The organism is Cytobacillus sp. MT66 (genome assembly GCF_058792595.1).
This window is the reverse complement of record NZ_JBXAFB010000009.1, coordinates 70,057-83,548: the sequence shown is the minus strand read 5'-3', so window position 1 is coordinate 83,548 and position 13,492 is coordinate 70,057. Positions and strand designations below refer to the sequence as shown.

At 40.6% G+C, this 13,492-nt stretch carries 14 protein-coding genes; 9 read left to right on the top strand and 5 right to left on the bottom strand.

The genetic code is table 11. The features are described from left to right. Positions 1-23: 23 nt before the first annotated feature. The 3 genes from AC1Q59_RS16580 to AC1Q59_RS16570 all read left to right on the top strand — a co-directional run bounded on the left by AC1Q59_RS16580 (position 24) and on the right by AC1Q59_RS16570 (position 2,949). Positions 24-1,232 (top strand): argininosuccinate synthase, encoded by a 1,209-nt coding sequence (locus AC1Q59_RS16580; RefSeq protein ID WP_492366960.1) that lies wholly within the window; start codon positions 24-26, stop codon positions 1,230-1,232. Beyond that, positions 1,229-2,605, top strand: a complete 1,377-nt coding sequence (argH, locus tag AC1Q59_RS16575) for an argininosuccinate lyase (RefSeq protein WP_492366959.1) — start codon at positions 1,229-1,231, stop codon at positions 2,603-2,605. The genes AC1Q59_RS16580 and argH overlap by 4 nt, the downstream gene beginning before the upstream one ends. A gap of 77 nt (positions 2,606-2,682) precedes the next feature. Beyond that, positions 2,683-2,949 (top strand): YciI family protein, encoded by a 267-nt coding sequence (locus tag AC1Q59_RS16570; RefSeq protein WP_492366958.1) that lies wholly within the window; start codon positions 2,683-2,685, stop codon positions 2,947-2,949. Between the two features lie 41 nt (positions 2,950-2,990). Here the strand turns inward: AC1Q59_RS16570 and AC1Q59_RS16565 are convergent, their stop codons facing one another. Next, complete coding sequence (locus AC1Q59_RS16565; RefSeq protein ID WP_492366957.1) at positions 2,991-3,443, bottom strand: universal stress protein; 453 nt, start codon at positions 3,441-3,443, stop codon at positions 2,991-2,993. A 110-nt stretch (positions 3,444-3,553) separates the two neighbouring features. On the opposite strand from AC1Q59_RS16565, the gene AC1Q59_RS16560 reads away from it, so the two are divergent. After that, the gene (locus AC1Q59_RS16560; RefSeq protein ID WP_492366956.1) at positions 3,554-3,718 is read left to right on the top strand and encodes a hypothetical protein; all 165 of its coding nucleotides are present in this window, start codon (positions 3,554-3,556) and stop codon (positions 3,716-3,718) included. Between the two features lie 42 nt (positions 3,719-3,760). Here the strand turns inward: AC1Q59_RS16560 and AC1Q59_RS16555 are convergent, their stop codons facing one another. Next, entirely contained in the window at positions 3,761-4,858 is a 1,098-nt protein-coding gene (locus AC1Q59_RS16555; protein WP_492366955.1) for a M24 family metallopeptidase, read from the bottom strand. A 169-nt stretch (positions 4,859-5,027) separates the two neighbouring features. Between AC1Q59_RS16555 and AC1Q59_RS16550 the strand changes: the two genes are divergently transcribed. The 3 genes from AC1Q59_RS16550 (at position 5,028) to AC1Q59_RS16540 (ending at position 7,481) form a co-directional block, all read left to right on the top strand. Next, positions 5,028-5,708, top strand: coding sequence for a metal-dependent hydrolase (locus AC1Q59_RS16550; protein ID WP_492366954.1), 681 nt, complete (start codon positions 5,028-5,030; stop codon positions 5,706-5,708). Between the two features lie 130 nt (positions 5,709-5,838). Continuing rightward, on the top strand, positions 5,839-6,087 hold the full coding sequence (locus AC1Q59_RS16545; protein ID WP_492366953.1) for a hypothetical protein: 249 nt from the start codon (positions 5,839-5,841) through the stop codon (positions 6,085-6,087). 77 nt (positions 6,088-6,164) lie between these two features. Continuing rightward, positions 6,165-7,481 carry a DRTGG domain-containing protein gene (locus AC1Q59_RS16540; protein ID WP_492366952.1) on the top strand — a complete coding sequence of 439 codons (1,317 nt, stop codon included), beginning with the start codon at positions 6,165-6,167 and terminating at the stop codon, positions 7,479-7,481. 59 nt (positions 7,482-7,540) lie between these two features. Here the strand turns inward: AC1Q59_RS16540 and AC1Q59_RS16535 are convergent, their stop codons facing one another. Next, a complete protein-coding gene (locus AC1Q59_RS16535) occupies positions 7,541-7,837 on the bottom strand; it encodes a YtpI family protein (RefSeq protein WP_492366951.1) in 297 nt (98 codons plus the stop codon). Positions 7,838-8,012: 175 nt separating this feature from the next. Between AC1Q59_RS16535 and AC1Q59_RS16530 the strand changes: the two genes are divergently transcribed. After that, positions 8,013-8,945: a DHH family phosphoesterase gene (locus AC1Q59_RS16530; RefSeq protein WP_492366950.1), complete on the top strand. Its 933-nt coding sequence runs from the start codon at positions 8,013-8,015 to the stop codon at positions 8,943-8,945. Positions 8,946-9,053: 108 nt separating this feature from the next. Here AC1Q59_RS16530 and ytrI read toward each other — a convergent pair whose 3' ends face one another. Together ytrI and ytrH are read right to left on the bottom strand one after the other, a co-directional pair. Further along, on the bottom strand, positions 9,054-9,554 hold the full coding sequence (ytrI, locus tag AC1Q59_RS16525) for a sporulation membrane protein YtrI (protein ID WP_492366949.1): 501 nt from the start codon (positions 9,552-9,554) through the stop codon (positions 9,054-9,056). Further along, positions 9,551-9,886 carry a sporulation membrane protein YtrH gene (gene ytrH / locus AC1Q59_RS16520; RefSeq protein ID WP_492366948.1) on the bottom strand — a complete coding sequence of 112 codons (336 nt, stop codon included), beginning with the start codon at positions 9,884-9,886 and terminating at the stop codon, positions 9,551-9,553. Before ytrH ends, ytrI begins: the two co-directional genes overlap by 4 nt. Before the next feature lie 207 nt (positions 9,887-10,093). Here ytrH and dnaE point away from each other — a divergent pair, with 207 nt between their 5' ends. Beyond that, positions 10,094-13,453, top strand: coding sequence for a DNA polymerase III subunit alpha (dnaE, locus tag AC1Q59_RS16515; protein ID WP_492366947.1), 3,360 nt, complete (start codon positions 10,094-10,096; stop codon positions 13,451-13,453). Positions 13,454-13,492 lie beyond the last annotated feature (39 nt).

Below are 13,492 nucleotides of genomic sequence, written 5' to 3'. Positions count from 1 at the left end.
TCATATAGAGGAGGAAATATAAAATGTCAAATCCTAAAGTGGTGTTAGCTTATTCCGGAGGTTTAGATACCTCTGTTGCAATTAAATGGTTAGAACAAAAGGGATATGCAGTTGTTGCCTGCTGCTTAGATGTCGGTGAAGGTAAGGATTTAAACTTCATTAAAGAAAAAGCCATAAAAGTCGGCGCTGTCTCATCCTATGTAATCGATGCTAAAGAAGAGTTTGCCAATGACTATGCATTAATATCTCTTCAGGGTCACACTCTTTACGAAAATAAGTACCCGTTAGTTTCGGCTCTTTCACGTCCGCTTATTGCGAAAAAGCTAGTAGAAGTTGCAGAACAAGAAGGAGCAGTTGCGGTTGCTCACGGATGTACAGGTAAAGGAAACGACCAAGTGCGTTTTGAAGTTTCCATCAATGCATTGAATCCAAATCTTGAAGTTCTTGCACCAGTACGTGATTGGAAATGGTCACGTGAAGAGGAAATTGAATATGCAAAGCAAAACGATATTCCTATTCCGATTAACTTAGATTCTCCTTACTCCATCGACCAAAACTTATGGGGAAGAGCGAATGAGTGCGGTGTTCTTGAAGATCCATGGGCTGCTCCGCCAGAAGATGCATACGACCTTACTGTAAGCATTGAAAAAGCACCTGACACTGCTGATATCGTTGAAATCGACTTTGAACAAGGTGTTCCAGTCAGCTTAAATGGCAAAAAATATCCTTTATCAGAGCTTATTCTAGAATTGAATACCATTGCAGGCAAACATGGTGTTGGACGCATTGACCATGTAGAAAACCGTCTTGTTGGAATCAAATCACGTGAAGTTTATGAGTGCCCTGCTGCGATGACGCTAATTAAAGCACATAAAGAATTAGAGGATTTAACTTTAGTTAAAGAAGTAGCACACTTCAAACCAGTGATTGAGAAGAAAATTTCTGAACTAATTTACGAGGGATTATGGTTCTCTCCATTAAATAATGCCCTTCAGGCTTTCCTTAAAGAAACACAAAAATATGTTACTGGTACTGTAAGAGTCAAGCTGTTTAAAGGACATGCGATTATCGAAGGCAGAAAATCTCCATATTCTTTATATGATGAAAAGCTTGCGACCTATACATCTGATGATGAATTTGACCATAATGCAGCTGTTGGCTTTATTAAACTATGGGGTCTGCCAACAAAAGTACAGAGCATTGCGCAAAAAAATGAGAAGGTGACAGTGTGAAAAAGCTATGGGGCGGAAGATTTACAAAATCCGCTGAAGAATGGGTAGATGAATTTGGAGCATCCATTTCATTTGACCAAGAACTTGTATTGGAAGATATTGAGGGGAGCATTGCGCACGTCACAATGCTTTCCAAATCAAATATAATCACTGAAGAAGATGCAAAGCAGATTAAAGAGGGACTGTTGCAGCTTAAGGGAAAAGCTGAACAGGGACAATTGGATTATCAAGTGAAGCTTGAAGACATCCATTTAAATCTAGAAAGCTTTTTAACAGAATTAGTTGGCCCGGTTGGCGGAAAGCTTCACACAGCAAGAAGCCGAAATGATCAGGTAGCAACCGATATGCATTTATTTTTGCGCAAGCAGGTACATGTGATCATCGAATTAATTGAGGAGATGCAGCAGGCATTGGTTGCGCAGGCAGAGGAAAATGTTGAAACAGTCATGCCTGGCTATACACATTTGCAAAGAGCCCAGCCGATTTCATTTGCCCATCATTTAATGGCCTATTTTTGGATGCTTCAGCGTGATAAGGAACGCTTTGAAGAGAGCGTTAAGCGCATTAATATTTCTCCATTGGGAGCGGGTGCTCTTGCCGGCACTACATTCCCGATCGACCGCCATTTAACTGCCGAATTACTTGAATTTGGCGGGATTTATGAAAATAGTCTTGATGCAGTTTCTGACAGGGACTTTATTTTAGAATTTTTATCAGACTCATCCATCTTAATGATGCATTTATCAAGATTAAGTGAGGAATTTATTCTATGGTCCAGCCAGGAATTTAAATTCATTGAACTTGATGACAGCTTTGCAACAGGAAGCAGCATTATGCCGCAGAAGAAGAACCCTGACATGGCTGAGCTCATTCGTGGGAAAACGGGAAGAGTATATGGAAATCTAATGGGCTTGCTGACCGTTCTAAAGGGCTTGCCGCTAGCCTACAATAAAGACATGCAGGAAGACAAAGAAGGCATGTTCGATACTGTGAAGACTGTTACAGGTTCCTTGAAAATATTCGCTGGAATGATTAAGACAATGACTGTGAATAAAAACCAGATGGATAAAGCAACAAAAAGCGATTTTTCCAATGCAACCGAGCTTGCTGATTATCTGTCAGATAAGGGAATTCCATTCAGACAAGCACATGAGATTGTCGGGAAGCTTGTGCTGACTTGCGTCCAGCAGGGATGTTTCCTTGTTGATCTGCCGCTGGATGAATACAAAAAAGCTAATCCGCTGTTTGAAGAGGATATCTATACAGTGTTAGACCCGGTTACTGCCGTAAAACGACGCAATAGTGCAGGCGGCACAGGGTTTGCCCAGGTTTTGGCTGCCATTGAGAAGGCAAAAACGATTATTCAGAAATAACTGTAAAAACAAAGGGGAATTTCCTTCTAAGAAGAAATATATAGGTAATACATTTCTGTTTAGAGGAGGTTTCCCTATTGAACTATTTTATTGCACTTATGAAAACGCTCGATTCAAAAAAAGATGAAGCGATCCGGAAAGAGCATATTGATTATCTAAATGATTTAATAGAGAAGGGAAAAATTATTGCCAAAGGACCCTTTACAGATCATACAGGCGGACTGATTATTTTTCGTGCTGCCTCATTGGATGAGGCTAAAGAGCTTGCATATAATGACCCTGCTGCAATTGAAAACACGAGAGAATTTATTATAAAAGAGTGGAAAAGTACACTGGACATATAGAAAAGAGTGCCGATATTATTCCGGCACTCTTTTTACATTTATTACTCTGCATCTTTTTCTGTCCGGACAACCAATACATCACAGCTGGAATGGCGGACGATATTTTCAGATACGCTTCCAATTAGAAAACGTTCAACGGCATTCATACCAGTTGCGCCGCAGATGATTAAATCAACTTTATTATCCTTGGAAATTTCTCTTGGAATTCTGTATTTTGGTGAACCGTAATCAACTACGTAATCTACATTGGCTACACCAGCATTGACGGCTTCATTTTTATATTTTTCCATTAACTCTTTTGCGAACATATCTGCTCTTTCAGCAATTGTGCGGTCGTACGCTTCGACTGTGGCAAACGTTCTAGTATCGATGATGTGCGCAAGAATAATATGAGCATCGTTGCGTTTGGCAATTTCGATGGCCTTCTTAAACGCCCATTCAGCCTCTGTTGATCCATCTACTGCAACCAATATGTTTTTATATTTCATCCCCATAAAAAATCCTCCTCCTTTTCCTTTATTATACATCTTTAATTTAAGTATATCTGTGGCGGAAAATCGAACAATATAAAAGGCAAAAAGTAAAATGTAAGGAGAGAAATGACATGGAAAAAAAGGAACCAAATTCACAAATGAACTTGTTTTTTGATGAGGAAGGCACCTCGCAAATCAGCGATCAAATCATGGATGTTTATAACAGCGGTGTTATTGATCAGTCCAATGCCAATTTTGACTTGGACTTAAATGTGGATCAAGATGATTTTAAATGAGAAAAAAGCTGCCCAATATGTGGCAGCTTTTTTTAAAGATGATTATTTAATCTTCTGCAGTTCTTTCGGGAATTTTGTCAGAATTTCTACGCCGTTTGCTGTTACAGCAAGGTCATCCTCAATTCTTACTCCAGCGACTTCCGGTACATAAATCCCCGGTTCAATGGTGAAAACCATGCCTTCTTCAAGCATAAGCGAATTGGTTTCTGTCAATGACGGGTATTCATGAACGCTGATTCCAAGCCCATGGCCTAAGCGGTGCGGAAAATATTCACCATATCCAGCATCGGCAATGATGTTTCTAGCAGTCAAATCAATTTCTGCACATGTGACACCAGGTTTGCATGCTTCAACAGCAGCCTTTTGTGCCTTTAGGACCGTTTCATAAATTTCCAGCTGTTTTTCATTTACCTCTCCGAAAGCGACAGTTCTTGTAATATCAGAACAATAGCCATCAACAATGACCCCAAGGTCAAATAAGACGAAATCGCCTTTTTTAATTTTTGTTAATCCTGGATTGCCATGCGGAGATGCCCCGTTTGCCCCGGTTAAAACCATTGTGGCAAAGGACATTTCAGAAACACCCTTTTGCTTTAAAGCATATTCAACAGCTGCAAGAACCTCAAGCTCTGTTTTCCCTTCTTTAATTTCTGCGCATCCTGTTTCAATAGCGAAATCAGCAAGAGCACACGCCTCACGAATAATGCTTAGCTCTTTTGCATCCTTAATCATTCGCAATTTACGGAGCTTTTCTTCGGCAGAAACAAATTCAGCACCAGAAAACATATCGGCGATAATCTCATATCGTTCGACATTCATATGCTCCTTTTCAATGGCAACCCTTTGGGCTTTGCCGATTCGCCGGCTGATCGCTTTATCTATAAGTTCCCATGGGTTTTCGATATCCGTATGGGAGATAATTTCACTGCTCCATCCAGCATTTTGAGCATCTGTTTTATCAAGGGCCGGACATACAAGAAAAGGCTCTTCCTCCTGAAAAACAGCGAGACAGAGCAGGCGTTCATGAGGGTCACTTAAAAATCCGCTAAAATAAAAAACATTTTCAGGTGATGAAACAAAGCAGACCTGAATATCCTTTTCTTTCATCCAATCAGTTAATTTCTGTAAACGGGCATTCATGATATTTCCTCCAATTTAACAAGACTTGACATAAAGAGCTTAGCAATTCAGTTCTTAAAAGTAAACTTATACAAAAACTAAAATAAGAATATAAAGAGAATGTTTAGCAGGATTATCCATTTACCCGTTGAAGTATTACATAGCAGAAACATAGAAAGGGGAATACATAGTGAAGGTATCTTTTCATGGACATTCATTTGTAAAAATTGAAACTGGCGAAAAAACGATTCTAATCGACCCGTTTATTACAGGCAACGGCATGACAGATTTAAAGCCGGAAGACGTTAAGCCTGACGTTATTATTGTTACCCATGGACACGGAGATCACCTTGGCGACACCGTTGAACTTGCAAAGGAGCATCAGTCTTTAGTTATTTCTAACTTTGAGCTTGCCACCTACCTTGGGTGGCAGGGTGTGAATGCCCATGGCATGAGTATTGGCGGTGCCTATCAATTTGATTTTGGCAAAGTAAAGCTAACCCCAGCCTTTCATGGAACAGGACTAGAGACAGAAAATAATGAAATCATTTATTTAGGAATGCCTGCCGGCGTTCTAGTAACGATTGATGGAAAGACAATTTATCACGCAGGTGATACGGGTCTTTTCTCTGATATGAAATTAATTGGCGACCGTCATCCAATCGATCTTGCCTTCCTTCCTATTGGGGATAATTTCACAATGGGACCTGAGGATGCTGCTTATGCAGCCCAGCTTTTAAGCGCGAAGAAGGTTGTTCCGATTCACTACAATACTTTCCCGCCGATCAAACTGGATCCGCAGAAATTTATTGATATGCTTGATGCAGGTGTGGGCAAGATCCTTGAAGCGGGAGAATCCATTGATTTGTAAACCTTAAAGCACGGGAGCCGCAGAGCAAATCGGCTGCGTTTTTCGTAATGGCAAAATATCAGCATCTCTCGTCTTTTTCTATGCCTGTCCGCATATAGTGATATGAACAGGTTGACGAGGAGGAGATATTTTGAATAAAAATCGCTATCTATTGTGTCTATTAGGATGCGGATTTCTGCTCTACTTTGCTATACCGAGGGTAAATATTTTTGGCGAGGGTCTGGAGGGGATATTTGCTATATCCTGGCTTGCCTTTGCTCTTATCGTTGTTGCGGGAAATCTCTCAGCATTGCTTTATGCACCTAGAAAACGCCGTTCAGGTGCTGCATCGGTCCAGAAATTGAACGAAAGAAAGCGTGCACGTTCTTTTTACAGATAAATATAAATGGAAATGCTTACAATCAGACGGCTCAAACCTTATAATAAGAGTAGGATTATGAAAAAAGGGTGAACGTCGTGGCAACTAAACATGAACAAATATTACAATATATTGATGACCTGCCGATAGGAGAGAAAATTTCTGTCAGACAGATTGCCAAGGAGCTGGCTGTCAGCGAAGGCACTGCTTACCGGGCCATCAAGGATGCAGAAAATAAAGGCTATGTCAGTACCATTGAACGGGTCGGCACCATTAGAATTGAGCGAAAGAAAAAAGAAAATATTGAAAAGCTGACATATGCTGAAGTGGTTAATATTGTTGATGGGCAGGTATTGGGCGGAAGAGAAGGGCTCCATAAAACCTTAAATAAGTTTGTTATCGGGGCTATGAAGCTAGAGGCGATGATGCGCTATACTGGAGCGGGGAATCTATTGATTGTCGGAAACCGCACAAAGGCACATGAGCTTGCCTTAAAAGCAGGTGCAGCTGTCCTTATCACAGGAGGATTTGATACAGAAGATGAAGTGAAAAAGCTCGCTGACGAGCTTGAGCTTCCGATCATTTCAAGCAGCTATGATACTTTTACAGTTGCAACAATGATTAACCGGGCCATCTATGACCAGCTGATTAAAAAAGAAATTATCCTGGTTGAGGATATCCTAACTCCATTGGATAGCGCTGTTTACTTAAAATCAAACCAAAAGGTGTCCGATTACCTTCAGCTGAACCGTGAAACGATGCATAGCCGTTTTCCTGTCGTTGATAAAAACTTAAAGGTTATCGGAATCGTAACCTCAAAGGATATCATGGGACATGAACCTTATACATCGATTGATAAAATTATGACTAAAAGCCCAATGACGGTAGGGAAACAGACAAGTGTCGCCTCATCATCCCATCTGATGGTTTGGGAGGGAATCGAGGTTCTTCCTGTTGTGGATGAATCGAATCGGCTAGAGGGAATCATAAGCAGACAGGACGTGTTAAAAGCGCTGCAGATGATTCAAAGACAGCCGCAGGTCGGTGAAACCATTGATGATATCGTTACCAATCAGCTTGTTTTTGCCAGCGGAAAAAATAAGGGAGATGAAATCTACCGGTGTGAAGTAACACCGCAAATGACTAACCACCTTGGTACCATTTCCTATGGGGTTTTTACAACCATTGTTTCCGAGGCGGCAAGCAGGGTACTAAGAAACTATAAAAAAGGTGATTTAGTCGTTGAAAATATGACGATCTATTTTTTAAAGCCTGTACAGATTGAAAGTATGCTGGAAATTAATCCAAGGGTCCTTGAAGTCGGCAGAAAGTTTGGGAAGGTCGATGTAGAGGTTTTTAACGAGGGAGTCCTCGTTGGCAAAGCGATGATGATGTGCCAGCTGATTGAAAGATAAAATAGCGTAAAGCTAAGGGCTGTCCCACGTACAGGAGACAGCCCTTTAACAATTCAATATTAATAGTTTTTCGCTTCATCGGCAGCCAGCGGCAGATAGTGTTTATAAGCTTTTAGTCCATTAATAGCTGAGAACGCTCCTAACAGAATAAAAATGGCAGCAATGATATAAGTAATGGTATTGCCATTTAAGAACAGTTGATTTAGCCCAAAAAGTCCCACAAATAGCCCTAGAGCTATACTTGATTTAGAAGAAATCCATCTTCGTTCAATGGGACGTTTGCTTCTGACATATTTAATTTTATAGAATAGATAGAACGAAAAAGAAATGGTAATTAAAATAACTAAAACAGGCATGTAAATGACCCTCCAGTTTTAAGTAAATCTCCTACTATTTTAACTTTATTCTCAGGAAAATGCTATAGTGGAGTGAGTGGCTGATGTTTAACGATGCTGATGGGTGCAAATCGCCTGGGGCTGAAATTTTGCAGGCGAAAATGACAGAGATCATTTAAAAAGGAGCAAGACGACAGTGAAACAAAAAATATTAGATACTATTAGGTTGTATGAAACGATCATCATTCATAGACATGTCCGTCCTGATCCGGATGCATACGGCTCGCAGGGAGGGCTTGCAGAAATTCTCAAAGCCTCATTTCCAGAAAAAAATATTTATACAGTTGGGAAAGAAGAGGAAACGCTAAATTATCTCCGCCGGCTTGATCAAATTTCAGATGAAACCTATAAAGGTGCCCTCGTGATTGTTTGTGATACAGCAAATGCAGAAAGAATTTGCGATGATCGCTATCATTTAGGGGAAAAACTGATTAAAATTGATCACCATCCAAATGAAGATCCATATGGAGATTTGTTGTGGGTAGATACAGATGCAAGTTCAGTAAGTGAAATGATTTATGAATTTTACCTTTTTGGCAAGGATCAAGGGCTGAAAATGTCTGATGAGGCGGCAAGGCTTATTTTTGCCGGAATTGTCGGGGATACAGGAAGATTCTTATTCCCTAGCACAACCAATAAAACCTTTGCCTATGCCGGGGAATTAATTCATTATGATTTCTCGAGACCTGAGCTATTCGATAAAATGTATGAACTGTCTCCGAATGTCGTGAAATTAAAGGGCTATGTCCTGCAAAACTTTGACATGAAGAACAATCACGTGGCAGCAATGGTTCTGACAAAGGAACTGTTAAATCAATTTGAGGTGAAAGCGTCTGAGGCCTCTCTCCTGGTAAGTGAGCTGGGAAATATCGCAGGAATCAAGGCCTGGGTATTCTTTATTGAAGAAGAGGATCAAATTCGCGTCCGCCTCCGTTCTAAAGGACCTGTGGTCAACACTGTGGCAAGACAGTACCGCGGCGGCGGCCATCCGCTGGCAGCTGGCGCCTCCATCTATTCCTGGGATCAAATGGAGTCCGTCATCAGTGATCTCGAAAAGGCATGCGAATAAGGCAACGCATTAAAGCAGCGGGGGCCTGTCCCCCTCTGGTTTAACGCGTTAAAGAGATGGGGGCCTGACCCCCGATGCTTTAATGCGCCAAAGGGAATGCTAGAAAAGCTAATCCAGTTTTATGTCTACCTGGATGGAAAGGGTTGTGTAGATGACCATTTCCTTTACTTCGGCACGGTAGCGTTTTTCGTTAATTTTGAACACTTTGTTTTCGATGATTTTTTTGATTAGCTCCCTGCTTTTGTAGACGGTATCTAGATCTTTGGCTTCCATTATATTGATATCTTCTTTAATTTGCTTCTCAATTTCAAAAACACTAAAGGAATCAAGCTTGTACTTGTCACTGTTCTTTACTTTTATCTTAATGTCCTGGATCGTCAGCTGCTTTTGGTTTTTCTTATTCAGTTCTTTATACTCTTCCTGCCAGATTTTTTTATCCTGTATTAGGTCAGCGATGTCCTCTTCCTGTTTCTTAATTTGCTTGCTGTACTTTTCCTGCCATTCTCCAAAAATATATAAAAAGATGAACCAGCTGATTAGTCCGCCAATCGCTACTCCTGCCAGAAAACGCTGCCATGAGCGCTTGCGGTAGTAGGGTGGTATTCTCATGATGTATGCTCACCTGTCAGCATATTAATCAGCAGGGCACCCGTCTGTGCGCCGCCTAGGGCGGCCAGTATTAATAGAAACTGTTTGAAAAGGTCTTTTGTCTGTCCATCAAGAACCCCTCTTTCAAAGCTATAAACGGTATCAAAGGTACCCCCAATAGCGGCAACAATGGCCCATACCCGTATATAATTTGAAATGCGATAGGCTTCAGTCAATGGCGGTTTTCCGGTCAAGAATGCTGCAAGACTTCCAATAATAGCTCCGCCAATTAGTACCCCAAAAGCAATAAAATAACTGTCAATCAAAGATGCAATAAAGGGCTGTACTTTCATCATCATCATCCTTACGCCAGGCACTGGGGCAGTCCAGTCCTGTCAAATTGTCCCTGTACTTCATCATATGGACAAACTTTTCATAATATGTTAATTTGCCAAAAGCAAATTTTTCGTTCCGAAAGGTAAATGGGAACGTATTTTCCTTTTTTCATTGTTTTTTCTATAATAGTCTGTAAGAGAGATAAATTAAAGGCGGGGAGTGTAATGTCATTTATACACCTTCATGTATATAGTGCGTATAGTCTGTTGACGAGCACAGCAACCATCAGGCAATTAGTTGGAGAAGCCAAGAGCAGGGGGTTTGAGGCTCTGGCTTTAACCGATAGAAATGTCATGTACGGTGCTGTGGAGTTCTACAAGGAATGCCTCAAGCAATCAGTAAAGCCAATTTTGGGGCTAACGGCTGATGTTTTAAGCGAGCATAACCAAAAAGAGGCATATCCTCTTGTTTTATTAGCAGAAAATCAGACTGGCTTTGAAAATCTATTAAAAATTACAAGTGTTTTAATGACTCAATCAGAAGAAGGTATTCCGACGAAATGGCTGAAAGCCTACTCGGAAGGACTGTTCGCTCTTAGTCCTGGATTAAACGGGGAAATTGAACAATGTCTTGCAAATGACAGCTACGACAAAGCAAAGGAAATCGCTTTAAGGTATGATGGATTGTTTGAAAAACATCATTTTTACCTGTCACTGCAGGACCATTCTATTGCTGCTGAAAAGAAGGTAAACGAGGGGCTCTTGCGGATATCGGAAGAGACAGGCATAGAATTGGCCGCAACAAACGAAGTATTCTATTTATCCAAAGAAGACGCCTTTGCCCATGAATGTCTGCTGGCAATAAAAAATGGAGAAAAATTGCAGGATGAGACAAGGGTGCGGCTGCAAAGCGGTGAGTACTATTTAAAAACAGCAAAGGAAATGACAGACCAATTATCATCCTATCCTGAGGCACTGGAAAATACGCTGAAAATCGCAAAACGATGCAATGTCATGCTTGAGCTCAATCAGCAAAACCTTCCTAAGTATCCTGTTGAAGAAAACAAAACAGCAGATCAGATGCTTGAGGAGCTCTGCTGGAAAGGCTTTAGTGAAAGGTATGAATCAGCAGAGGAAGAACATCGCAATCGTCTTCTATATGAGCTTAAAATCATTAAAAAAATGAAATTTAGCGATTATTTTTTAATTGTTTGGGATTTTATGAAGTATTCAAGAGAAAACGACATATTGACTGGTCCTGGACGGGGATCGGCAGCAGGTTCGATGGTCTCCTATGTTTTGTATATCACAGATGTTGATCCGATTGAACACCATTTATTATTTGAACGTTTCCTTAACCCGGAGCGGATCACGATGCCAGATATTGATATTGATTTTCCCGATCATCTAAGGGACAAGGTAATCAAATATGTCGCAAATAAATATGGTGAGCTGCATGTTGCCCAAATCATCACATTTGGAACGCTTGCGGCAAAAGCTGCATTAAGGGATGTTGGACGAGCATTTGGACTGAATCCTAAGGAATTAGACAGCTTATCAAGGAAAATTCCTGGAAAATTAGGCATTTCATTATCTCATGCTCTAAAGGAATCAGAAGCATTGAGAATGTTTGTAAAGGAATCAAGCTACAACCAGAAATTATTTGACACCGCTCTTAAGCTGGAAGGGCTTCCGCGCCATACTTCCACACATGCTGCTGGAGTTGTCATAAGCGAAAAACCTTTAGTTCAAGTGATTCCGATTCAAAAGGGCCATGACCATGTTTACTTAACTCAATATTCAATGGAGCATCTAGAGAATGTTGGCTTATTAAAGATGGATTTCCTTGGTTTGAGAAATCTATCATTGATAGAAAATATCCTGGCATCCATTCACAGAAAATCGGGGAAAAAACTTAATATTAAGGCTATTCCATTAGACGATGAAGCTACCTATCAATTATTAAGCAGAGGAGATACAACGGGGATTTTTCAGCTGGAAGCAGACCAGGTGCGGAAGGTACTTACAAAACTGAGGCCGACATGCTTTGAAGACATTGTTGCTGTTAATGCCTTAAACCGGCCTGGACCAATGGAAAATATTCCTCTTTATATTGAGAGAAAGCATGGGATCAGTAAGGTTTCCTACCCTCACCCTGATCTTATCCCTATTCTTAAAGACACGTATGGGATTATTGTCTATCAGGAACAGATTATGCAGATTGCAGCCATTATGGCTGGGTTCTCACTGGGTGAGGCCGATTTGCTTAGAAGGGCTGTAAGCAAGAAGAAGAAAGAAATACTTGACCAGGAACGAAGCCATTTTGTCAGCGGAGCATTAAAAAAAGGCCATGATGAAAAAACGGCAAATGATATTTATGATTTAATAGTCCGCTTTGCCAATTATGGTTTCAACAGAAGCCATTCCGTGGCATACAGCTTTATATCCTATCAGCTAGCCTATTTAAAATGCCATTATCCATTGCACTTTATGGCTGCATTGCTTACATCTGTAATAGGAAATGAAGAAAAGATTTCACAGTACATTAAGGAACTAAAACAGATGGACATAGCTATTCTGCCCCCATCTATTAATCGCAGCGGGTTTTCCTTTACTGTTGAAAGAGATGCCATCAGATATAGTCTGGCGGCTATAAAGGGTATTGGCGCCTCGGCATTAAGGGATATTTTTCAGGCAAGAAAAAATAATCATTTTGATGATCTGTTTGACTTTTGCATCAGGGTTTCATCTAAGACGGTCAATCGAAAGGCTTTAGAGGCGCTGGTTCATTCCGGAAGCTTTGATGAATTTGGCCAAGACCGGGCTGTATTGCTGGCAAGTCTGGACGCTGCCGTTGAGCATGCCAATTTGATGCGGCCAAATGACGAACAAGTAAATTTCTTTACTGAAGGCGACTTTTTTCCAAACCCAAAATATACAGAGGTTGACCCAATACGTATGGAAGATAAGCTGGTTTTTGAAAAAGAGGTGCTGGGACTGTATCTATCAGACCATCCGGTTTCCATTTACGAAGATTCATTGCCGCTGCTAGGGGCCGATCAGCTAATTAATATGAAATCGGAAAGGAAAAGAAAACGAGGACTTGTCTATTTGACGGAAGTAAAAAAAATCCGAACGAAAAAAGGCCAGGCGATGGCATTTTTAACAATCAGCGACCAGTCAGATGAAATGGAGGCTGTTGCTTTTCCTGAAACCTTTAACCGATTTTCTGTATTTTTTAAAAAGGGCACTATTATTGTAATCAATGGAAACATAGAGGAAAGGGATGGCAGGCGCCAATTTATTATTCAATCCTGTGAGGAAGTAAAGTCGGCCATTGAAGCTGCTGAAAAAAAAGATCCGGTTCTTTATTTAAGAATCACTAAGGAAAAGGAAAATCCCGAAATCCTTTACAAGCTAAAAAATATCTTCAACGAACATGGAGGGAAGATACAGGTCCTATTATTTTACGAGAGTACCAATAAAAAAATTCGCTTGGGTGAAGAGGACCTGATAAATCCGACAGAAGAGTTCATGCAAAAGCTGAAAGGACTGCTGGGAGAAAAGAACGTCGTTCTGCAGTAAAATTAATACATTCGTATACTATCAAGTACTTTACATCAT